Raw genomic sequence first — 21,087 nt, 5'->3', positions numbered from 1 at the left:
CGTAGGGCGTGGGCATGGCGCGACAGTACGTGCTAAAGGGACAAAATCCTCTTAACTGGTCACCTGTGGCGCGGCGCGTTCCGGTGCCCCCCGCGCCGCCGCCGGAAGGCGTCGTCGCAGGTGCGCCGGGGTGCGCCGCGCCGGGGACTACATCCGCGCGACGTTGCGCTCGTAGACCAGGCGGAGCCCGATGAGGGTCAGCCAGGGCTCGTGCTCGTCGATGACGGAAGCCTCGCCCAACACCATTGGCGCAAGGCCGCCGGTCGCGATGACGGTCACGTCGTCGGGGTCGGCCGCCAGCTCGCGCTTCATCCGCGCGACGACGCCGTCGACCTGGCCCGCGAAGCCGTAGACGATGCCCGCCTGCATGGCCTCGACGGTGTTCTTGCCGATCACGCTGCGCGGGCGGGCCAGCTCGATCTTGCGGAGCTGGGCGCCCTTCACGCCGAGCGCCTCGACCGAGATCTCGATGCCCGGGGCGATGACACCGCCGGTGTACTCGCCGCGCGCGGAGACCGCGTCGAAGGTGGTGGCGGTGCCGAAGTCGACGACGATCGCCGGGCCCCCGTACAGCTCGACCGCGGCGACCGCGTTGATGATGCGGTCGGCGCCGACCTCCTTGGGGTTGTCCATGAGGATCGGTACGCCGGTCTTGATGCCGGGCTCCACGAGGACGGCGGGCACGTCGCCGTAGTAGCGGCGGGTCACCTCGCGCAGCTCGTGCAGGACGGAGGGGACCGTGGAGCAGATCGCGATGCCCTCGATGCCGTCGCCCAGCTCGACGCCGAGCAGCGGGTGCATGCCCATCAGCCCCTGGAGGAGCACGGCCAGCTCGTCGGCGGTGCGCCGGGAGTCGGTGGAGATCCGCCAGTGCTCGACGATCTCCTCGCCGTCGAAGAGCCCGAGGACGGTGTGGGTGTTGCCGACGTCGATGGTGAGCAGCATCAGGCGTCGGCCTCACCGGTGGCGGCCTCGCGGAAGTCCAGGCCGATGTCGAGGATGGGCGAGGAGTGGGTGAGCGCGCCGACCGCGAGGTAGTCGACGCCCGCGTCGGCGTAGGCGCGGGCGGTGTCCAGGGTGAGGCGGCCGGAGGACTCCAGCACGGCACGTCCGGCGACGAGCGCGACGGCCTCCTCGGTCTCGCCCGGGGTGAAGTTGTCCAGCAGGATCAGGTCGGCGCCGGCCTCCAGCACCTCGCGGACCTGCTGGAGGGTGTCGACCTCCACCTCGATGGCCAGCTCGGGGAACTCCTCGCGGACCCGCTTGAACGCCTCGGCCACGCCACCGGCCGCGATCACGTGGTTGTCCTTGACCAGGGCCGCGTCCGAGAGCGACATCCGGTGGTTGACGCCGCCGCCGCAGCGGACCGCGTACTTCTCCAGCGCGCGCAGCCCCGGGGTGGTCTTGCGGGTGTCGCGGACCTGGGCCTTCGAGCCCTCCAGGACGTCCGCCCACGCGCGGGTGGCGGTGGCGATGCCGGAGAGGCGGCAGAGCAGGTTGAGCGCGCCGCGCTCGCCCGTGAGCAGGTCGCGGGTGCGGGTGGTGACCGTCAGCAGCTTCTGTCCGGCGGTGACGCGCTCGCCGTCCTCGACGTGGCGCTCGACCTCGAAGTCGTCGGTGCAGACGATCGAGAGCACGGCTTCGGCGACGCGCAGACCGGCGACGACGCCGTCCTCGCGGGCGGTGAAGTCACCGGTGGCGACGGCGTCCTCGGGGACGGTCGCCACGGTGGTGACGTCCACCCCGCCGTCCAGGTCCTCCTCGATGGCGACGTGCGCGACGTCCTCCACCTGGACGGGGTCGAGGCCGGCCTCGGCCAGCAGTTCGGCGAGCGCGGGGTCGAGGCCGCACTCCAGGGCGTCGGGGTCGTACGCGTCGGAGGCGCAGCCGCAGTCGTCGCCGCAGCCGCCCGCGGACGGTGCGGGGGCCCCGATGTGGATCAGCGGAACGTCCACCGGTGTCGGGCGGTTCTCTTCGGGCGTGCTCACGGTTGCGGCTCCTCGGGGCGTCGGGCGGTGCGGTGCGGTGGTGCTGTGCGCGGTGGTGCGGTCGTGCGGTGCGGTGCGGGTCAGTCCGGGCGTACGGGGTCGAAGTCGGAGCCCTCCGTGCGGCGCACGGCGAGCGTCCGGTCCTCGCCGACGCGTACGACGAGGTGGGCGCGCCAGTTCTCGTCGTCGCGGTCCGGGTGGTCCTCGCGCCAGTGGCAGCCCCGGGTCTCCGCGCGCGCGGACGCGGCGGCGACCAGGACCCGGGCGACCAGCAGGAGGTTGGTGGTCTCCCACGCCTCGACGCCCGGGACGGCGGCCTTCCCGTCGGACGCGCCGGAGCCCGCGGCGCTGTCGTGCAGCGCCTCCAGCTCCCGGGCGGCGGCGGCCAGGCTCTCGGCGGAGCGGAGCACCCCGGCGCCCCGGGTCATGATCCGCTGGATCGTCGTACGGGTCTCGGGGGCGAGCAGCGCGGCGCGCGGGCCGCCCTCGGGGTGGACCGCCTCGGTGCGGGCGGGGCGGCGCCCTGCGATGTCGGCGGCGATGCGCTCGGCGAAGACGAGCCCCTCCAGGAGGGAGTTGGAGGCGAGGCGGTTGGCGCCGTGCACCCCGGTGCAGGCGGTCTCCCCGCAGGCGTACAGGCCGGGCACGGTGGTGCGCCCGTGCAGGTCGGTACGGACGCCGCCGGAGGCGTAGTGGGCGGCGGGCGCGACCGGGATCGGCTCGGTGACCGGGTCGATGCCGTGTTCGCGGCAGGCGGCCAGGATCGTGGGGAAGCGGCGCTCCCACATCTCGGCGCCGAAGTGCCGGGCGTCGAGGTACATGTGCTGGGTGCCGTCGAGCTGCATCTGGCGGGTGATGGCCTTGGCGACGATGTCGCGGGGGGCGAGCTCCGCCAGCTCGTGCTGCCCGGTCATGAAGCGCGTACCGGAGGCGTCGACGAGGTACGCGCCCTCGCCGCGCACCGCCTCCGAGACCAGCGGCTGCTGGCCCTCGGAGCCGGCGCCCAGGAAGAGGACCGTGGGGTGGAACTGGACGAACTCCAGGTCCGAGATCTCCGCCCCGGCCCGCAGCGCGAGCGCCACGCCGTCGCCGGTGGAGACCGGCGGGTTGGTGGTGGCGGAGAAGACCTGGCCCATGCCGCCGGTGGCGAGCACCACCGAAGGGGCGCGGACCGCGCCGACCCCGTCGTGCTGGCCTTCGCCCATGACGTGCAGGCTGACACCGGCCGTACGGCCTTCGGCGTCGGTGAGCAGGTCCAGGACGAGGGCGTTCTCGATGGTGTGCAGGGCGCGGGTGCGTACCGCCTCCACCAGGGCGCGGGAGATCTCGGCGCCGGTGGCGTCGCCGCCCGCGTGCGCGATCCGGTTCCGGTGGTGGCCGCCCTCGCGGGTGAGGGCGACGTCGCCGCTCTCGTCGGTGTCGAACCGCGCCCCGGTGTCGATGAGCCGGCGCACCGCGCCGGGGCCCTCGGTGACCAGGGTGCGGACGGCCGGCTCGTCGCAGAGGCCCACGCCCGCGACCAGGGTGTCGTCGAGGTGCTGCTCGGGGGTGTCGCCCTCGCCGAGCGCGGCGGCGACGCCGCCCTGGGCCCAGCGGGTGGAGCCGTCGTCCAGGCGGGCCTTGGTGACGACGACGGTGTCGAGTCCGGCGGCGACGCAGCGCAGGGCGGTGGTGAGTCCGGCCACGCCGGAGCCGATGACCACGACGTCGGCGTCGATGGACCAGCCGGGTTCGGGGGCTGTCAGCCGTATTCCGGTCACGCGAGGACTCCCAGGTCGAGGGGGATGTTGTCGATCAGGCGGGTGGCGCCGACCCGGGCGGCGACGGCGAGGACGGCTTCGCCGCCGTCCCGGTCGTCGGGGACCTCGGTGAAGTCGGCCGGGTCCACGAGGGCGAGGTAGTCGAGCACGAGCGGCTCCGCGGCCCCGGCGGCGTCCTCCAGGACGGTGCGCGCGGCGGCCCGGACGGCCTCGGCCGTGCTGCCGCGCGGCGCGAGCGCCACGGCCTGGGCGTCGGCGGCGAGACGGGACTCGCCGAGCGCGTTGAGCCCGGCGACCCGGTCCGTGCCGGTGCCCGCCGGACCGGAACCGGCGCCCTGCCGTCCCGGGCCGCCGGTGGCGAGGGCACGCTCGCGCAGCGCCTGCTGGGCGGCGAGCCGGTCGCGGGCGGCGAAGAGGGCTGCCGACAGGGCGAGGGCGGTACGCCGCTCGGCGGGCGACAGGAACCGGTTGCGGCTGGAGAGCGCGAGGCCGTCGGCGTCCCGGACGGTGGGGACGGCGGTGATCACGATGCCGAAGTTCAGGTCGCGGACCATCCGGCGGACCAGCGCGAGCTGCTGGGCGTCCTTCTGCCCGAAGAGCGCCTCGTCCGGGCGGGTCAGGTGGAGGAGCTTGGCGACGACGGTGAGCATCCCGTCGAAGTGCCCGGGGCGCGAGGCGCCTTCGAGGCGCTCGCCCATCGGTCCGGCGGTGATCCGGACCTGCGGGTCGCCGCCCGGGTACACCTCCTCGACCGAGGGCGCGAAGACCACGTCCGCACCGGCCGCCGAGGCCACCGCGAGGTCGGCGTCCAGGGTGCGCGGGTAGCGGTCCAGGTCGGCGGCCTCGCCGAACTGGAGCGGGTTCACGAAGACGGTGACCACGACCTGGCCGCCCGGTCCCGCGGCCTCGCGGGCGGCCCGGATCAGGGTGCCGTGGCCCTCGTGCAGCGCGCCCATCGTCATGACGACCGCGCGGCGCGCGCCCGCCGGGCGCTCCAGCGCCTCCAGCGCGGCGGCGGTGTGCAGCAGGACGGCGGTGCCCGCCGGGGTGGGTGCGGCGGTCATCGGGACTCCCCCGGCTCGTCGTCGTCGGTGGGTGCGGGGCCGGCCGGGCGGCCGGCGGAGCGCGTGCCGTCCGCGAGGACGCCGAGCAGGTCCTCGGCGGACTCCGGCTTGAGCAGGCCCTGCGCGAGGGCCCGGTCGGCGGTGGCGCGGGCCATCGCGAGGTACCCCGCGACCATCTGCGGGGCGTGCGCGCGCAACTCGCCGACGTGGGCGGCGACCGTGCCCGCGTCGCCGCGCGCCACCGGTCCGGTGAGGGCCGCGTCGCCGGAGCGCAGGGCGTTGTCGAGCGCGGCGCCGAGGAGCGGGCCGAGCATCCGGTCGGGGGCCGACACCCCCGCCTTGGCCAGCAGCTCCATCGCCTCGGCGACCAGGGTGACCAGGTGGTTCGCGCCGAGGGCGAGCGCCGCGTGGTAGAGCGGGCGGGCCTCCTCCTCGATCCACTCGGGCTCGCCGCCCATCTCGATGACGAGGGCCTCGGCGGCGAGCCGCAGCTCCTCGGGCGCGGTGATCCCGAAGGAGCAGCCGGCGAGGCGCTGGACGTCCACGGGGGTGCCGGTGAACGTCATCGCGGGGTGGAGGGCGAGCGGCAGGGCCCCGGCACGCAGCGCGGGGTCCAGCACCCGGGTGCCGTACCGCCCCGAGGTGTGGACCAGGAGCTGGCCGGGCCGGACGGCGCCGGTGTCGGCGAGCCCCTGCACCAGACCGGGCAGAGTGTCGTCGGGGACGGTGAGCAGCACCAGGTCGGCGCGGGCGAGGACCTCGGCGGGCGTCACCAGCGGCACGTCCGGCAGCAGGGCGGCGGCCCGGCGGCGGGAGGCGTCGGAGACGCCGGAGACGGCGACCGGCCGGTGCCCGGCGAGCTGGAGCGAGGCGGCGAGGGCGGGGCCGACGCGGCCCGCTCCGACGACGCCCACGGTGAGGCGGGCGGGGCGGTCCCTGGCGTCGAGAGGATCTCTCGGAGATGTCGTGTTCACGCGGCTATGGCCTTCCGTTCCAGTCCGCGGGGGGTACCGGACGATTCCTCTGCATGCTACGCCAGCACCCCGTCCCGGTTCCGCTCTGTCCACAGCCTGTGGGTAACTTCCCGGCGCCCTCCCCGGCCCCCGGTGCCGGGTGTCCCGCGACGGCCCGCGAAACCCCCGGGTGGGCGGCCCGGACCGGGCGGGCGATGATCGTCGCATGGCAGCAACGGACGAAGAGAAGATGCGGCAGCGCAGGCTGACCGCCTGGCAGGCCTCCCGCCGCATCCTGGCGCGCACCTCCGCCGACGGCACGCTCGGCGACCACCTGGCCGCCCTCGCGGCGGGCGCCAAAGCGGTGTACGACACGGACGAACCGGCCGACATCTACGGCGACGGGGTCGTCGCCGAGGTCGAGAAGCGGGTGGCCGGGCTGCTGGGCATGGAGGCGGCGGCCTTCTTCCCGACCGGCACGATGGCCCAGCAGGTCGCGCTGCGGTGCTGGGCGGCACGTACCGGCAACGCCACCGTCGCCCTGCACCCGCTGGCCCACCCCGAGGTGCACGAACGGGGGGCGCTCGGCGCGGTGAGCGGGCTGCGGACGGTGTACCCGACGACCGCGCCCCGGCTGCCCACCGCCGAGGAGGTCGCCGGCTTCGCGGAGCCGTTCGGCACCCTGATGCTGGAGCTCCCGCTGCGGGACGCCGGCTTCACGCTGCCGACCTGGGAGGAGCTGACCGAGGTCGTGGCGGCGGCCCGGGAACGCGACGCGGTGGTGCACCTGGACGGCGCCCGGCTCTGGGAGTGCGCCCCGCACTTCGGTCGCGGGCTGCCGGAGATCGCGGGCCTCGCCGACAGCGTGTACGTCTCCTTCTACAAGTCGCTCGGCGGCATGTCCGGAGCGGCCCTGGCCGGGCCCCGGACGCTGGTCGAGGAGGCCCGCACCTGGCGGCACCGCTACGGCGGCCAGCTCTTCCAGCAGTACCCGGCCGCGCTCGCCGCCCTCATCGGCCTGGAGAACGAGCTGCCCCGGCTGCCCGCGTACGTGGCCCAGGCCAGGATGGTCGCCGAGGCGCTGACGGAGGCGTTCGAGGAGTCGGCGGTGCCGTGGTTCCGGCTGCGCCCCGAGCCCCCGCACACCCACCAGTTCCACCTCTGGCTGCCGTACTCCACCGAGGTGCTGGACGAGGCCTCGGTGCGCCAGGCCGAGGAGACCGGGACGACCCTCTTCCGCCGCTGGTTCGCCGGCTCCCAGCTGCCGCCCGGGGTCGCGTACACCGAGGTCACCGTGAACGCGCCGGGGCTGGAGTGGACCGCCGAGGACGTACGGGACGCGGTGCGCGCGTTCGTCGCCCGCCTGGTCTGAGCCCGCGCGCCCCGGGGGCCGGAGCCCCCGCCACGGGTACGTCACCACCGGGGCCGGGGTCGCCACCGGAGCCGGGGCACCACCGGGCAAGGACCCGGGACCGGGGCCGGGGTCACCACCGCGGCCAGGCCCCGGCCCGCCTGCGGGCTCCGGCCTCGCGGCGGGCCCGGAACCGGCGGCGGAGGTCGCGCAGGACCTCCCGGTCGTGGGTGCCGGGCAGCGGCGGCGGGCGCTCGCCGCGCCGGGTCGCGCGCCAGGTGTCGTACATCTGCTGCTGCATCGCGTCCATGGCTTCAGCCTGCGCGGCCCCGCCCCGCACCGCGCGCCGATTGACGTCCTCCGTCAAGCGATGTGCGCGGGGAGGCGGGGACCCCGCACCATGGTCGGGTGAGCGTGACCATCGACATCGCCGGACTCCCCGCCGACCGCATCATCTTCGAGACCTCCCCCCTGGCCGAGCTGGGGATGGCGCTGCACGCGCTCTCGGAGCCGGGGCACCACCCCGGGCTGCACGGCTGGGTCACCGCGACCGCCGCCGCGCTCCCGCCGGACCTCGCGGACCGGCTGCACGAGGCGGAGTTCCTGTGGCGGAACACCTTCTCCGACATCTTCGTGCCGTTCGCGGGCCTCCCGGGCGGCAGCGGCCGGGCCGGGGCGACCCTCGCCGAGGACCTGGACACCCTGGACCGGCTGAGCGAGGAGCAGTTCGTCTCGGCCGCCCTGGAGTTCACCTCCTGCACCTTCTACGGCACGGGCACCGCGTCCCCGTTGACGAACGCGGCGGCGGGCGAGCGGGCGCGCGACATGGCCGCCGCGCGCGGCCCGCGCCAGACCGACTTCACCGAACGGCTGCTGGCGGACCCGGGCTCGGTGCGGGCCTGGCTCCGGCGGCTCTTCGAGGACTGCGACGAGGCGTTCTTCGCCGACACCTGGAACCGGGCGCGCGTCCCGCTGGTGGCCGACGCCCGGCACAAGACGGAAGTGCTCCGCCGCAAGGGTCTCGGAGAGGCGGTCGGCGCGGTGTCGGCGGCGCTCTCGCTGAGCGAGGACGGCGACCGGATCGTGGTCGACAAGCTCAACGCGGCCCGGACCACCGCGACCGGCCCCGGGGTCGAGCCCGGCATCACCCTCGTCCCCACCGGTTTCGGCTGGCCGCACCTGATGATCGGGCACGCCCCGGCGTGGCGGCCGGTGATCCTCTACCCGGTGCACCGGCCCGAGCTGCCCTCGTCCGCCTCGGTGGAGCTCGTCCGGCTGCGCCTGGAGGCACTGGCCCATCCGCAGCGGCTGCGGCTCTGCCGCAACCTGGCCCGCTCCCCGCACACCACCGGCGAGCTGGCCGACGCGCACGGCATCACCTCCCCCGAGGTCTCCCGGCATCTGTCGGTGCTGAAGAAGGCGGGCCTGGTCACCACGCGGCGGCGCGGCCGGTACGTCCTGCACCAGCTGGACCTGACGGTCGTCGCCCGGCTCGGCAGCGACTTCCTGGAGGGCGTACTGCGCTGAGCGCGGGGCGCCGGGTCAGCGCGCGCCGCCCGCTCTGACCAGCCCCGACTCGTAGGCCATGACGACGACCTGGACCCGGTCGCGCAGCCCGAGCTTGGTGAGGATGCGGCCGACGTGCGTCTTCACCGTGGCCTCCGAGAGCACCAGCCGGCCCGCGATCTCGCCGTTCGACAGTCCCTGGGCGACCAGCAGCATCACCTCGCGCTCCCGCTCGGTGAGCCGCTCCACGCGCTTGTCGCCGGGGCTGGAGGCGGCGCTCGGCAGCAGCGGGGAGAACCGGTCGAGGAGCCGCCGGGTGGTGGACGGTGCCACGACGGCGTCCCCGCTGTGCACCGAGCGGATCGCGTTGAGCAGTTCCCCGGGCGGCACGTCCTTGAGCATGAAGCCGCTGGCCCCGGCCTTGAGCCCGGTGAAGGCGTACTCGTCCAGGTCGAAGGTGGTCAGGATGAGCACCTTCGGCGGGTTCTCCCGCGCGCGGATGCGGCGGGTGGCCTCCACCCCGTCCAGCCTCGGCATGCGGACGTCCATCAGGACGACGTCCACGGCGGTGGCGCGGAGCACCTCGATCGCCTCGGCGCCGTCGCCCGCCTCGGCGACCACCTCCATGTCCGGCTGGGCCGCGAGCACCATGCGGAAGCCGGTGCGCAGCAGCGCCTGGTCGTCGACGAGCATCACGCGGATGGCTGCCATGGGGCGGGGCTCCTGTCTCGTGGGAAGAGGGCTCGGGGCGGACGAGGGGACTCTGGGTGGGAAGAAGGGCTCGCGGGCAGCGGACCGGAGGTCACGTGCCCGGTTTCAGCGGGAGCAGCGCGCTGATCCGGAAGCCGCCGCCGGGGCGCGGGCCCGCGTCGAGGGTGCCGCCGACCATGCCGACCCGTTCCCGCATGCCGATCATGCCGTGGCCGGCGCCGTCCGCCCCGCCGTCCTCGTACAGCTCGTGCGGGGCGCCTCGGCCGTCGTCCTCCACGAGCAGCCCGAGGCCGTCGTCGAAGTAGACCAGCCGCACGCTGGCCCCGGCGTCGGGGCCGCCGTGCTTGCGGGTGTTGGTGAGCGCCTCCTGCACGATGCGGTACGCGGTCAGCTCGACGCCGCTGGGCAGCGGGCGCGGGGTGCCCTCGACGGTGAAGTCGACGGCGAGACCGGCCTTGCGGACCTGTTCGACGAGTTCGTCGATCTGCTCGACGTCGGGCTGGGGGACGTACTCGCCGCTGGTCTCGGCGTCCCCGGTGCGCAGCACGCCGAGCAGCCGGCGCATCTCGGCGAGGGCCTGGCGGCCGGTGGTGGAGATGGTCTCCAGGGCCTGACGGGCCTGATCGGGTGCCGCGTCCATGACATAGGCGGCGCCGTCGGCCTGGACCACCATCACGGAGACGTTGTGGGCGACCACGTCGTGGAGCTCGCGGGCGATCCTGGCGCGCTCGGCGGCGACGGCCACCTTGGACTGGGCCTCACGCTCGCGCTCCAGCCGGGCCGCCCGCTCCTCCAGCGCCCGGAAGTACGCCCGCCGGGTCCGCAGCGAGTCGCCGAGCACCCAGGCGAGCACGAACGGCACGGTCAGCACGACCACGACGAAGGCCTGCTGGACCCAGCCGCCCTCCTGCTCGGGCCAGCGCGCCTGCGAGATCCCGGCGGCGCCCAGGCCGCAGGCGAGCGCCAGCCGGGACGCCCAGCGCTCCCCGGACGCGGCGACCGTGTAGATGATCACCAGCAGCGCGAAGTCGGCGATGCCGGTCTCGACGCCGAGCGCCACCTGGGCGATCCCGATCCCGAGGGCGAGCAGCAGCATCCGCTCGGGCATCCGGCGGCGCAGTGCCACCACGGCGCAGAGCCCGAGGATGACCGGAACCGAGCAGGCCCGCTCCCGCAGCCCTGCCGGGGGTTCGGCCACGAAGGCCACCCCGGAGAGCCCGAGCAGGACGACGGCCCAGAAGCAGTCGACGCCCGTCGGGTGTCTGCGGAGGAAGTCGTAGAGGCGCTGCACCTTGCCAGCGTAGGGAAGGGCGCGGGGTACCCGGGTCAACCGGAGGATCGATCCGGTACGACGGCCCGTACTCCCCAAGGTGGAGAGGTACCCGAGAGGTACCGAAGAGCGATGCCGGAGACTTGCCCCGTGACGGAAGAATGGCTCGGATGGGGTGCGGCGGCGCAGGCCGCGCTGTACGGCGACCGCGGGTTCTACCGGAGGCCGGAGGGCCCGGCCGGGCACTTCCGCACCTCGGTGCACGCCTCCCCGCTCTTCGCTTCGGCGGTGGCCCGGCTGCTCGCGGAGACCGCCGCCGAGCTGGGTACGGACACCGTCGATCTGGTGGACATGGGTGCGGGACGCGGGGAGCTGGCCGCGGGGGTGCTGGCCGCCGCTCCGGCGGGGCTGCGGATCACCGCGTACGCCGTCGAGGTCGCGGACCGTCCGGCGGGCCTGGATCACCGGATCGAGTGGTGCGCGCGGTTGCCGCAGGGTGTCACCGGGCTGCTCTTCGCCAACGAGTGGCTGGACAACGTGCCGCTCGACGTCGTGGAGGCCGACGCGGACGGCACCGTCCGGTACGTCCGGGTCCGGCCCACGGACGGCGCGGAGCGGCTGGGCGATCCGGTGTCCGGCGCGGACGCGCGGTGGCTGGAGCGCTGGTGGACACCGGCCGGCCCCGGCGACCGGGCCGAGATCGGGCTGCCCCGCGACCTGGCGTGGGCGGCGGCCGTCGGCTCGCTGGCGGCGGGGCGCGCGGTCGCCGTGGACTACGCGCACGTGCGCGGCGCCCGGCCGCCGTTCGGCACCCTGACCGGGTTCCGGGCCGGGCGCGAGGTGGACCCGGTGCCGGACGGCTCCTGCGACCTCACCGCCCATGTCGCCCTCGACGCCTGCGCGGCGGCCGGGGCGCCGCCCGGCGGCCCGGCGCCCGAACTCCTCGACCAGCGCACCGCCCTGGGCCGCCTCGGCGTCTTCGGCGGACGGCCGCCGCTGGCGCTGGCGTCCACCGACCCCGCCGGGTACGTCCGGGCGCTCGCGGCGGCGGGCGAGGCGGCCGAACTCACCGCGCGCGGCGGGCTCGGCGACTTCGGCTGGCTGGTGCAGCGGGTGGGGTGAGCGGCGCCCCCGGCCGTACGGGGACGGCTGCCCGCACGCACGGGTCACCGCGCAAGGAATACTGGGCCGCATGACGGAGACGACGGTCGGCATCGGTGGCGCGGCGGAGAGCACCGACATGGTGCTCAACATCGGTCCGCAGCACCCCTCCACGCACGGTGTGCTCCGGCTGCGGCTGGTCCTGGACGGCGAGCGCGTCCTGAGCGCCGAGCCGGTCATCGGCTACATGCACCGGGGCGCCGAGAAGCTCTTCGAGGCCCGCGACTACCGGCAGATCGTGATGCTCGCCAACCGCCACGACTGGCTGTCGGCGTTCTCCAACGAACTCGGTGTGGTGATGGCCGTCGAGCGGATGCTCGGCATGGAGGTCCCCGAGCGCGCGGTCTGGACGCGGACCCTGCTGGCGGAGCTGAACCGGGTCCTCAACCACCTGATGTTCCTCGGCTCGTACCCCCTCGAACTCGGCGGCATCACGCCGATGTTCTACGCCTTCCGGGAGCGCGAGGAGCTCCAGGCCGTGATGGAGGAGGTCTCCGGCGGCCGGATGCACTACATGTTCAACCGGGTCGGCGGCCTCAAGGAGGACCTCCCGGCGGGCTGGCTGGGCCGGGCCCGGGACGCGGTGGCCTCCGTACGCTCGCGGATGGACGTGTACGAGGACCTGGTGCTCGGCAACGAGATCTTCCGGGGCCGCACCCGCGACGTCGGGGTGCTGACCGCCGCGGCGGTGCACGCGTACGGCGTGTCCGGGCCGATCGCCCGCGCCTCCGGCGTCGACTTCGACCTGCGGCGCGACGACCCGTACCTCGCGTACGGGGAGCTGGCGGACGTGCTGAAGGTCGTCACCCGGACCGAGGGCGACTGCCTGGCCCGCTTCGAGTGCCTGCTGGAGCAGACGGTCAACGCGCTGGACCTCGCGGACGCCTGCCTGGACCGGATGGACGAGCTGGCGCCGGGGCCGATCAACCAGCGGCTGCCCAAGGTGCTCAAGGCCCCCGAGGGCCACACCTACGCCTGGACCGAGAACCCGCTCGGCGTCAACGGCTACTACCTCGTCTCCAAGGGCGAGAAGACGCCGTACCGGCTGAAGCTCCGCTCCGCCTCGTTCAACAACATCCAGGCGCTGACGGAGCTGCTGCCGGGCACGCTCGTCGCCGACATGGTCGCGATCCTCGGTTCGCTCTTCTTCGTCGTCGGCGACATCGACAAGTAGCCCGCCGGGCCCCGCCCCGCGCGGCGGGCGCCCCGTCAGGAAGCGGCGCCCCGCAGCCCGGAGGGGCCGGGGCGGTCCCGGGTGTCCGGCTGCGCCAGGTCGATGACCTTGCCCACGGCGCGCGGGTCACCGGCGTGGCTGCGGTGCACGGCCAGCGCCTCCTCCCCGACCACGTCCGCCAGGTCCTCCTCCTGCACGGGCCGCGACGGCTGCCGCTGTCCCGGTGCCGCACCCGCCGTCCCCGCCCCGGCCGCCGGGCCCGTGCCCCCGGGCTGGGTGCCGAAGAAGTCGAACCCGCCCTGCGGCACCTGCGCCCGGCGCGGCGCGGAGTGCGGTACGAGGGCCGAGGCCGCGGGGACCGTACGGGCCACCCGGGCCGGCGGCGAGGACGGGCCGGCCGCCCGGGGCGCGGGCAACGCGGGCAGCGGACCCGGCTGCTGCCGCGGTGCGCGCGGGGCCCGGGGCGCGAGGTCCGCCGGATGCGCGCCGTCGCCGCTGGTGCCGTTGGTCCGGTGGTCGGTGAGGTGGCCGCCGTACGCGGCGTGGTCGCCGCCCGTGCGGTCGCCGTACTCCCCGTCCGCCGCGTGCCGGCCCCCCGGGCCGTCCGCCTCCGCGACCGACTCCCGGGCGCGCTCGGCGAGATCCCGCTGCCGGGCCAGCTCGGCGGTCCGGCGGGCCTCCTGGAGCGCGGCGTTGCGCGGCAGGTCGCGCAGGGCGCGGGCGGCGGCGAGGTACGCGGACGGGGTGGGCGTGGAACGGGCGGGCGGCAGCGCGATCGGGGTGGCCGCCGCCTCGATGGCGAGCTGCCTGCGGCCCTCCAGCGCACTGGCCCGCTCGGTCTCGGCGGTGGCGTACCGGCGCAGCAGCCCGGCGTGCTCCCCGCGCAGTCCGGCGAGCTCCATCCGCTTGGAACGCAGCTTGGTCTCCAGCCGGGTGCGCAGCTCGCGCGCCTCCTCCAGCTCCTGTTCCAGCTCCGCCACCCGCTCCTCGGCCCGCCATTCGGCACCGGCCTGGGCGCGCTGGAGCTCCGCGACACGGAGTCCGGCGGCCTGGTCCCAGGTACGCATCAGAAAGGCGCCGACGAGACCGGTGGCGGCGGCAGCCGTCGCGAGCAGGCGCAGCGGGAGCGTGTCCAGGGGCACCCACGCACCGGCGGCCAGCGCGACCGACACTCCGGCCACCGCGGAGGGCGGCAGCAACTTGTGCAGGGGTGGCGAATGACGATGACGTCCACGGGGCATGGCTGGAATTTACCGCGTGCGATCGGCGTACGGGAGTCCGACCGGTCTTTTGTTCCCCTGCGGTTACCTGACACGGCGTCGAACAACGCGGGCAGCCTCTTTCCTCCCGCTTTCCGGCGGCCGGAGATCCCGTCAGGAAATCCCCGGCCACCGGGCGGTCACCCCGGATACGGCCGCCGGAAACCGGCCGTCCGATACCGGGGGCCGTAAACCGGCCACCCGATACCCGCGGGCGCGATACCCGCGAACCGGATACCGGCGGGCCCGATACCCGCGCGCCGCATACCCGGGGACGGGCCGTCAGCCGATCAGCTTCTTCGAGGTCAGATACTCCTTGGCGACATCCGCCGGCTTGGCGCGCTCCGCGTCGACCTTGCGGTTGAGTTCCGCGAGGTCCTGAGTGGTCAGGACCCCGGTGACCTTGGCCAGCTGTGCGGCGACCTCCGGCGACCCGGCGTCCTTGGCATTCACCACGGGAAGGAGGTTGTCGGCGTTCTGGAGGTGCTTGTCGTCCTCCAGGAAGACCAGGTCGTACGCGTCCAGGACGGCGTCCGTGGTGGTGCTCAGCACCAGCTGGTCCACCCCGTCCTTCACCGCCTGCTTGGACTGCGGAGTGCCGACGCCCTTGGGGTCGATACCGGCCACGTCAATGCCGTACGTGGCCTTCAGCCCGGGAGCGCAGAAGGGCCGTACCGCGCACTCGTCGCCGGCCGCGATCTTCACCTTGATCTTCGACTTACCAAGATCGGAAAGGGTCGTCAGCTTGTTCTTCGCGGCGAATTCCTTGGTCACCGCGAACGCATTCTGGTCGACCGCCTCTCCGGCCGGAAGGACCTTCAGGCCGAGCGGGGACGCCAGCTTCTCCAGCGCGGCGACGGTGGCCGCCACGTCGCCGGAGGCCACCGGGGCCTTCTCCGCCTCCTTCGCGCCGTTCACCTTGGCATTGAGGAATTCCGCCAGGGTCGCCGCGTATTCGGGGATGACGTCGATCTCGCCCTTCTCCAGGGAGGGTTCGTACAGCTCCCGGTTCTCCACCGTGGTGATGGAGGTCTTCCAGCCTCCGTCGGCGAGGATCTGGGAGTAGAGCTCGGCGAGCACCTTGGACTCGGTGAAGGCCGCCGAACCGATGACGAGCGTGCCCTTCCCGGCGTCCGCCGGGGCGGAGGCACCGCTCTTGCCGCCGTCCTTCTCCAGGCTGTCGCCCCCGCAGGCGGCGAGCGACCCGGCCAACGCGATCGTCCCGATGACCGCACCCGCTATGCGCGAGGTTCTGCTCATGTTCCTTCTCCGTCCAAGCCTGTTGACAGTGAGATGACGTTGCCGGGCGGGCTTTTGTTCACGCCCGGCGGCCCCGCCGCCGCAGCGGCGACAGCAGCCGGTCGAGCGCCAGGAGCACGCCCTCCACCACCAGGGCCAGCAGGGCGACCAGGACCGCTCCCGCGAACACCTGGGCGGTGTCGTACCGGTTGAACCCGGCGGTGATGACGCGGCCGAGGCCGCCGAGCCCGGCCATCGCCGCGATCGAGGCGGTGGCCACCACCTGGACGGCGGCGGACCGCAGCCCGGACATGATCATGGGCTGGGCCAGCGGCAGTTCCACCCGGAGGAAGACCTGAGTCCCGGACATCCCCATGCCCCGGGCGGCCTCCACCACCGCGCGGTCCACCCCGGTCATGCCGACGTAGGTGTTGGTGAGCAGCGGCGGCACCGCGAAGAGCACCAGGGCGATCACGGTCGGCAGATAGCCGGAGTTGCGCAGCGGGGTGAGCATGAAGAGGGCGAGCACCGCGAAGACGGGCACCGCCCGGCCCACGTTGGAGATGTTGATGGCGAGCGCGCCGCCCCGCCCGAGGTGACCGAGCCGGAGCCCGATCGGCAGCGCGAGCGCGCAGGCCACCAGGAGGGCGAGCCCGCTGACGTAGAGATGCTCGGCGAGACGGTGCCCGGCACCGTCCGGCCCGGACCAGTTGGAGCCCGTGACCAGCCAGGTCCAGGCGTCCGCGACCACTCCCACGGCTCAGCCCACCTCCGTCTTCGCGGCGTCGGCCACCGGCGCCGTCCCCGGCGTACGGGCCGTCACGGCGGCGGGCGCCGCCGCCCGTACCCGGGTCCACGGGGTCAGCCACCGCTGCACCCCGAGCAGCAGCAGGTCCGCCGCGACGGCGAGCAGCACGCAGAGCACCGAGGCGGCCAGCACCTGGGCCTTGAAGAGGCTGGGCAGGGCGTCCCGGATGAGGTTGCCGAGTCCGCCCTTGCCGACGAGCGAACCGACGGTGGTGAGCGCCACGGTGGAGACCGAGGCGATCCGCAGACCGGCCATCAGCGCGGGCAGCGCCAGGGGGATTTCGACCTCCCAGAGCAGCCGTACGGGCCCGTACCCCATGCCGCGCGCGGCCTCCTTGGCCTCCTCGGGCACCGCTTCGAGCCCGGCCAGGATGTTCCGTACGAGGATGGTCAGCGAGTACAGCACCAGTCCGGTGACCACCAGCGCGGCGGAGAGCCCGAACACGGGCAGCAGCAGGGAGAACATCGCCAGCGACGGCACGGTGTAGATCACCGTCGTCAGCCCGAGGACCGGTCCGGCGAAGTGCCGTCCCCGGCGGGCGAGCAGAGCCAGCGGGAAGGCGATCAGCAGACCGATCGCCACCGACACGGCGGTGATCCAGACGTGCTGGACGGTCGCGTCCGTCAGCTCCTGGCTGCGGGAGCGCAGGTACGCGCCGCAGATCCAGTCGTTCGTCACCAGGCAGTCCGACCCGGCCATCCGCCCCCACCTCCCCATCCCCCGTACCCGTCCGAATCCCGGGTACGGGCCCTTCCCGGGCCTTCCGGCGGCGGGCACGGCGGCGAGCCTATCCTCGTCCACGGACCGGCACGGAGGCCGTCCCGTTCCAGCAACACGCCCGTCACAAAGGGCGCGCCACAAGGGGGAACCATGATCCGGTTCGAGAACGTCACCAAGCGGTACGCCGACGGCACGACCGCCGTCGACTCGCTCTCCTTCGAGGTGGCCGAGGGCGAACTCGTCACGCTCGTCGGCCCGTCAGGATGCGGCAAGACGACCACCATGAAGATGGTGAACCGGCTGATCGAACCGACCGAGGGGCGCGTGTTCCTCGACGGCGAGGACATATCCGCCGTCGACCCCGTCGAGCTCCGGCGCCGTATCGGCTATGTGATCCAGCAAGTGGGCCTCTTCCCGCACAGGACGGTCCTGGAGAACACCGCCACCGTTCCCCATCTCCTCGGGTGGAAACGCGCCAAGGCCCGGGAACGTGCCGCCGAACTCCTGGACCTGGTCGGCCTCGACCCGTCCGTGCACGGCGACCGCTACCCCGACCAGCTCTCCGGCGGCCAGCGCCAACGCGTGGGCGTGGCACGGGCCCTGGCCGCCGATCCGCCGGTGCTGCTGATGGACGAGCCGTTCGGCGCGGTCGACCCGGTGGTCCGCGAACACCTCCAGAACGAGTTCCTGGGACTCCAGGAGCGGGTCCGCAAGACCATCCTCTTCGTCACCCACGACATCGAGGAGGCGGTACGCCTCGGCGACCGGATCGCCGTCTACGGACAGGGCCGCATCGAGCAGTTCGACTCCCCCGCCCGGGTGCTCGGCGCCCCCGCCACCCCGTACGTCGCGGACTTCGTCGGCGCCGACCGCGGCCTCAAGCGGCTCGCGGTCACCCCCGTGGCCGAGGCCGACCTCGACCGGCCGCCGGTCGCCCGGCCCGGCGAACCGCTCCGGGACGCCACCGCCCGGATCGCCGGGGACGGGGCCCGGTGGGCGGTGGTGCTGGACGACCAGGACCGCCCGCTGGGCTGGCTGCCCGCCGGGACGGACCCGTCGCCCGCCGGCGAGGACGCCACCGTCCGCGACGGGCTGCGCCCCCTGGACGCCCGCCTCCCGCTCGGCGCCCCGCTCCGCCGCGCCCTCGCCACGATGCTCCAGCACGACGCGGGGTGGATCGCCGTCGTGGACGACGAGGAGTCCGGCCGCTACCTCGGCACCCTCACCCCCGACCGGCTCCACGCCGCCCTGCGCCGCTCGGTCGGCGCCGACGCGGCGGAGGCGGCGGCCACGGCACCGGAGGCGGGGCCGGGAACGCGACCGGGCGGCCGGGCGGGCTGACCGGGCGTGCGGCCCCCCGGCGTACGCCCGCTGCCCCGGCCGTACGTGCCCCGGTACCGCAACGCTCTACGCTGGACGTATGAGTAGCTTGCGCGGACGGGGCACGGTCGAGGGCCTGCCGGAGTGGGACCGCTGTGCGGTCATGGGTGTCGTCAACGTGACCCCCGACTCCTTCTCCGACGGAGGCCGGTGGTTCGACACCACGGCCGCGATCAAGCGCGGGCTGGCCCTGATGGCCGACGGCGCGGACCTGATCGACGTCGGAGGCGAGTCGACGCGGCCCGGGGCCAGCCGGGTCGACGAGGACGAGGAGCTGCGCCGGGTGGTGCCCGTCGTACGGGAGCTGGTCGCCGAGGGCGCCGTCGTCTCCGTGGACACCATGCGGGCCCGCGTCGCCGAGCAGGCCGTCGCGGCCGGCGGCGTGCTGGTCAACGACGTCAGCGGCGGTCTGGCCGACCCGGACATGGTCCGGGTGGTCGCCGAGACCGGGGCCCCCTTCGTCGTGATGCACTGGCGCGGGTTCAGCGAGTCCATGAACGCCCGCGCGGTCTACACGGACGTGGTGGGCGAGGTCGTCACCGAGCTGCGCGAACGCATGGACGCCGTGGTCGCGGGCGGGGTCGCACCCGAGCGCGTCGTGATCGACCCGGGCCTCGGCTTCGCCAAGGACACCGCCCAGGACCTGGCGCTCGTCGCGCACCTGGACGCGCTGCGCGACCTGGGCCGCCCGCTGCTGGTGGCCGCGTCCCGCAAGCGGTTCCTCGGGCGGACCCTGGCCGGTCCGGACGGCACCCCGCCCCCGGCCCGGGAGCGCGACGCGGCGACCGCCGCGATCTCGACGATCTCCGCGCGGGCGGGTGCCTGGGCCGTCCGCGTCCACGAGGTCCGGGCCAGCGCCGACGCCGTACGCGTGTGCCGTGCCGTCGAAGGAGCCGCGTGACCACCCCGCCCGCGGGCTCCGACGGGGACGACGCCCCCGGCTCCCCCGACGCGGCCACCGACGTCGCCGCCGTGGAGCAGGCGAACACCGACTTCTACGAGGCGATGGAGAGCGGCGACTACGAACGCCTCGCCGCTCTCTGGCTGCCGGGCGAGGACCTCACGGTCTCCTGCGTCCACCCCGGCTGGCCGGTGCTCCGGGGCCGTGGCGACGTGCTGCGCAGCTACGCGCTCATCATGGCGAACACCGAGTACATCCAGTTCATCCTGACCGACGTGGACGTCGCCATGACCGGGGACACCGCCCTGGTCAACTGCACGGAGAACATCCTCAGCGGCGGCCCCGCCGAGGGCGACGACACGGTCGGCCCGCTCGTCGGACAGCTGGTCGTCGCGACCAACGTCTTCCGGCGCACCCCGGACGGCTGGAAGCTCTGGTCGCACCACGGATCCCCGGTTCTGGCCGAGTCCGACGAGGAACCGGAGCGGGAGTCCCCGGCCTGACCCGGCCGCGCGCGGCCGGTACGGCACCGCCCGTCGGGGGATTGAGCCCCCGGAGCAGCGGGTATACGCGGACACCAGCGTCCGTGGGAACGGCCCACGCCGCTCGCGGGGCGTGGACCGGACACACCCGAGGCCCGGCTCTGTCGGTGCGCGCGGGTAGATTCGGAAGAAGGCGTCTTCGCCGGGGCGCGGTGCCGGTATGCCGGGGCGCGCGGGCCCGGCGCCCTCCGAAAGGAAGGTTCCCGCGCCTCGTGGACCAACAACAGCAGGAGTGATTCGCGTGGATCGTGTCGCGCTGCGCGGCCTCAAGGCCCGTGGACACCATGGCGTCTTCCCCCGGGAACGCGAAGAGGGCCAGATCTTCGTCGTGGACCTGGCCCTGAGCCTGGACACCCGGGCCGCCGCGGCCTCCGACGATCTCTCGCGGACCGTGCACTACGGCATCGTCGCGGAAGAGGTCGTCGCCATCGTCGAGGGCGAGCCGGTCGACCTGATCGAGACCCTCGCCGAACGCATCGCCCAGCAGTGCCTCAAGCACGAGGGAGTCCACGAGGTCGAGGTGGTCGTCCACAAGCCGGACGCCCCGATCACGGTCCCCTTCGACGACGTGACCATCACCATCATCCGGAGCCGAGCATGACAGCATTTTCCGCCCGCGGGCAGAGCGATCCCACTGTCCAGCCGGTGCCGGCCTCGGTCGTCCAGCAGGTGGACGACGCCGACATCACCCTCTCCAACCCGAAGCGGGCCGTGATCTCGCTCGGCTCCAACCTGGGCAACCGCCTGGAGACCCTCCAGGGCGCCATCGACGCCCTGGAGGACACCCCCGGCGTCCGGGTCAAAGCGGTCTCCCCGGTGTACGAGACGGAGCCCTGGGGCGTCGAGCCCGGCTCCCAGCCGTCGTACTTCAACGCGGTGGTCGTGGTGAAGACGACGCTGCCGCCGTCCTCGCTGCTGGAGCGCGGCCACGCCATCGAGGAGGCCTTCGACCGGGTCCGCGAGGAGCGCTGGGGACCCCGCACCATCGACGTCGACATCGTGGCGTACGCCGACGTGGTCTCCGACGACCCGCACCTCACGCTGCCGCACCCCCGGGCCGGCGAGCGGGCCTTCGTCCTCGCGCCCTGGCACGACGTGGACCCCGAGGCGCAGCTGCCGGGCGCCGGTCCGGTCGCCGAGCTGCTGGCCGGAATCGGCCGGGACGGCGTGCTGCCCCGGGCCGACCTGGAACTCCGTCTGCCCGAGTAGTCGTTAGGCTCTGAGGGCTGTCCCCGGTCCACCCGGACCACGGACAGCCCTGGACGGACAGGTGACGGACGGATCGCGGACGGACCGCGGG

21 protein-coding genes are annotated in these 21,087 nt (G+C 74.3%); 9 read left to right on the top strand and 12 right to left on the bottom strand.

Annotated features, from left to right (window positions below; translation table 11 throughout):
* Window positions 1-147: 147 nt before the first annotated feature.
* The 5 genes from ACFWEE_RS18500 to ACFWEE_RS18480 all read right to left on the bottom strand — a co-directional run bounded on the left by ACFWEE_RS18500 (window position 148) and on the right by ACFWEE_RS18480 (window position 5,786).
* On the bottom strand, window positions 148-945 hold the full coding sequence (locus ACFWEE_RS18500) for a type III pantothenate kinase (protein WP_386890324.1): 798 nt from the start codon (window positions 943-945) through the stop codon (window positions 148-150).
* Complete coding sequence (gene nadC / locus ACFWEE_RS18495) at window positions 945-1,988, bottom strand: carboxylating nicotinate-nucleotide diphosphorylase (RefSeq protein ID WP_386890323.1); 1,044 nt, start codon at window positions 1,986-1,988, stop codon at window positions 945-947. The genes ACFWEE_RS18500 and nadC overlap by 1 nt, the downstream gene beginning before the upstream one ends.
* Before the next feature lie 80 nt (window positions 1,989-2,068).
* Window positions 2,069-3,748 carry an L-aspartate oxidase gene (locus ACFWEE_RS18490; protein WP_386890322.1) on the bottom strand — a complete coding sequence of 560 codons (1,680 nt, stop codon included), beginning with the start codon at window positions 3,746-3,748 and terminating at the stop codon, window positions 2,069-2,071.
* Window positions 3,745-4,812, bottom strand: a complete 1,068-nt coding sequence (panC, locus tag ACFWEE_RS18485; RefSeq protein WP_386890321.1) for a pantoate--beta-alanine ligase — start codon at window positions 4,810-4,812, stop codon at window positions 3,745-3,747. The genes ACFWEE_RS18490 and panC overlap by 4 nt, the downstream gene beginning before the upstream one ends.
* Window positions 4,809-5,786, bottom strand: coding sequence for a Rossmann-like and DUF2520 domain-containing protein (locus ACFWEE_RS18480; RefSeq protein ID WP_386890319.1), 978 nt, complete (start codon window positions 5,784-5,786; stop codon window positions 4,809-4,811). Before ACFWEE_RS18480 ends, panC begins: the two co-directional genes overlap by 4 nt.
* Before the next feature lie 205 nt (window positions 5,787-5,991).
* Between ACFWEE_RS18480 and ACFWEE_RS18475 the strand changes: the two genes are divergently transcribed.
* The gene (locus ACFWEE_RS18475; RefSeq protein WP_386890317.1) at window positions 5,992-7,137 is read left to right on the top strand and encodes a threonine aldolase family protein; all 1,146 of its coding nucleotides are present in this window, start codon (window positions 5,992-5,994) and stop codon (window positions 7,135-7,137) included.
* 112 nt (window positions 7,138-7,249) lie between these two features.
* On the opposite strand, the gene ACFWEE_RS18470 is transcribed toward ACFWEE_RS18475, so the two are convergent.
* Window positions 7,250-7,426, bottom strand: a complete 177-nt coding sequence (locus ACFWEE_RS18470; protein WP_386890316.1) for a hypothetical protein — start codon at window positions 7,424-7,426, stop codon at window positions 7,250-7,252.
* A gap of 104 nt (window positions 7,427-7,530) precedes the next feature.
* Here ACFWEE_RS18470 and ACFWEE_RS18465 point away from each other — a divergent pair, with 104 nt between their 5' ends.
* The gene (locus ACFWEE_RS18465) at window positions 7,531-8,643 is read left to right on the top strand and encodes a DUF5937 family protein (RefSeq protein ID WP_386890363.1); all 1,113 of its coding nucleotides are present in this window, start codon (window positions 7,531-7,533) and stop codon (window positions 8,641-8,643) included.
* Between the two features lie 15 nt (window positions 8,644-8,658).
* Here ACFWEE_RS18465 and ACFWEE_RS18460 read toward each other — a convergent pair whose 3' ends face one another.
* Both ACFWEE_RS18460 and ACFWEE_RS18455 read right to left on the bottom strand, forming a co-directional pair.
* Window positions 8,659-9,333 carry a response regulator gene (locus ACFWEE_RS18460; protein ID WP_386890314.1) on the bottom strand — a complete coding sequence of 225 codons (675 nt, stop codon included), beginning with the start codon at window positions 9,331-9,333 and terminating at the stop codon, window positions 8,659-8,661.
* Between the two features lie 91 nt (window positions 9,334-9,424).
* Window positions 9,425-10,624 carry a sensor histidine kinase gene (locus tag ACFWEE_RS18455; protein WP_386890312.1) on the bottom strand — a complete coding sequence of 400 codons (1,200 nt, stop codon included), beginning with the start codon at window positions 10,622-10,624 and terminating at the stop codon, window positions 9,425-9,427.
* Between the two features lie 129 nt (window positions 10,625-10,753).
* Between ACFWEE_RS18455 and ACFWEE_RS18450 the strand changes: the two genes are divergently transcribed.
* Both ACFWEE_RS18450 and ACFWEE_RS18445 read left to right on the top strand, forming a co-directional pair.
* On the top strand, window positions 10,754-11,725 hold the full coding sequence (locus tag ACFWEE_RS18450) for an SAM-dependent methyltransferase (RefSeq protein WP_386890311.1): 972 nt from the start codon (window positions 10,754-10,756) through the stop codon (window positions 11,723-11,725).
* Between the two features lie 70 nt (window positions 11,726-11,795).
* The gene (locus ACFWEE_RS18445; RefSeq protein ID WP_386890309.1) at window positions 11,796-12,938 is read left to right on the top strand and encodes an NADH-quinone oxidoreductase subunit D; all 1,143 of its coding nucleotides are present in this window, start codon (window positions 11,796-11,798) and stop codon (window positions 12,936-12,938) included.
* Between the two features lie 35 nt (window positions 12,939-12,973).
* Here ACFWEE_RS18445 and ACFWEE_RS18440 read toward each other — a convergent pair whose 3' ends face one another.
* The 4 genes from ACFWEE_RS18440 to ACFWEE_RS18425 all read right to left on the bottom strand — a co-directional run bounded on the left by ACFWEE_RS18440 (window position 12,974) and on the right by ACFWEE_RS18425 (window position 16,943).
* Window positions 12,974-14,179, bottom strand: coding sequence for a hypothetical protein (locus ACFWEE_RS18440; protein ID WP_386890308.1), 1,206 nt, complete (start codon window positions 14,177-14,179; stop codon window positions 12,974-12,976).
* A gap of 300 nt (window positions 14,180-14,479) precedes the next feature.
* Entirely contained in the window at window positions 14,480-15,457 is a 978-nt protein-coding gene (locus ACFWEE_RS18435; RefSeq protein WP_386890306.1) for a glycine betaine ABC transporter substrate-binding protein, read from the bottom strand.
* 58 nt (window positions 15,458-15,515) lie between these two features.
* Window positions 15,516-16,193, bottom strand: coding sequence for an ABC transporter permease (locus tag ACFWEE_RS18430; RefSeq protein WP_386890305.1), 678 nt, complete (start codon window positions 16,191-16,193; stop codon window positions 15,516-15,518).
* Between the two features lie 3 nt (window positions 16,194-16,196).
* Window positions 16,197-16,943, bottom strand: coding sequence for an ABC transporter permease (locus ACFWEE_RS18425; protein WP_386890304.1), 747 nt, complete (start codon window positions 16,941-16,943; stop codon window positions 16,197-16,199).
* A gap of 171 nt (window positions 16,944-17,114) precedes the next feature.
* On the opposite strand from ACFWEE_RS18425, the gene ACFWEE_RS18420 reads away from it, so the two are divergent.
* The 5 genes from ACFWEE_RS18420 to folK all read left to right on the top strand — a co-directional run bounded on the left by ACFWEE_RS18420 (window position 17,115) and on the right by folK (window position 20,996).
* A complete protein-coding gene (locus tag ACFWEE_RS18420) occupies window positions 17,115-18,305 on the top strand; it encodes an ABC transporter ATP-binding protein (RefSeq protein WP_386890302.1) in 1,191 nt (396 codons plus the stop codon).
* A gap of 79 nt (window positions 18,306-18,384) precedes the next feature.
* On the top strand, window positions 18,385-19,245 hold the full coding sequence (folP, locus tag ACFWEE_RS18415; protein ID WP_386890301.1) for a dihydropteroate synthase: 861 nt from the start codon (window positions 18,385-18,387) through the stop codon (window positions 19,243-19,245).
* Window positions 19,242-19,748 (top strand): nuclear transport factor 2 family protein, encoded by a 507-nt coding sequence (locus ACFWEE_RS18410; RefSeq protein WP_386890299.1) that lies wholly within the window; start codon window positions 19,242-19,244, stop codon window positions 19,746-19,748. Before folP ends, ACFWEE_RS18410 begins: the two co-directional genes overlap by 4 nt.
* A gap of 280 nt (window positions 19,749-20,028) precedes the next feature.
* Entirely contained in the window at window positions 20,029-20,388 is a 360-nt protein-coding gene (gene folB / locus ACFWEE_RS18405) for a dihydroneopterin aldolase (protein ID WP_386890298.1), read from the top strand.
* Complete coding sequence (folK, locus tag ACFWEE_RS18400) at window positions 20,385-20,996, top strand: 2-amino-4-hydroxy-6-hydroxymethyldihydropteridine diphosphokinase (protein ID WP_327177175.1); 612 nt, start codon at window positions 20,385-20,387, stop codon at window positions 20,994-20,996. The genes folB and folK overlap by 4 nt, the downstream gene beginning before the upstream one ends.
* Window positions 20,997-21,087: the final 91 nt, after the last annotated feature.

Origin of the sequence: Streptomyces sp. NPDC060184, from assembly GCF_042728795.1 — a bacterium.
In the GTDB taxonomy this organism is placed as follows: Bacteria; Actinomycetota; Actinomycetes; order Streptomycetales; family Streptomycetaceae; genus Streptomyces.
This window is presented reverse-complemented; position numbering and strand designations above follow the sequence as displayed.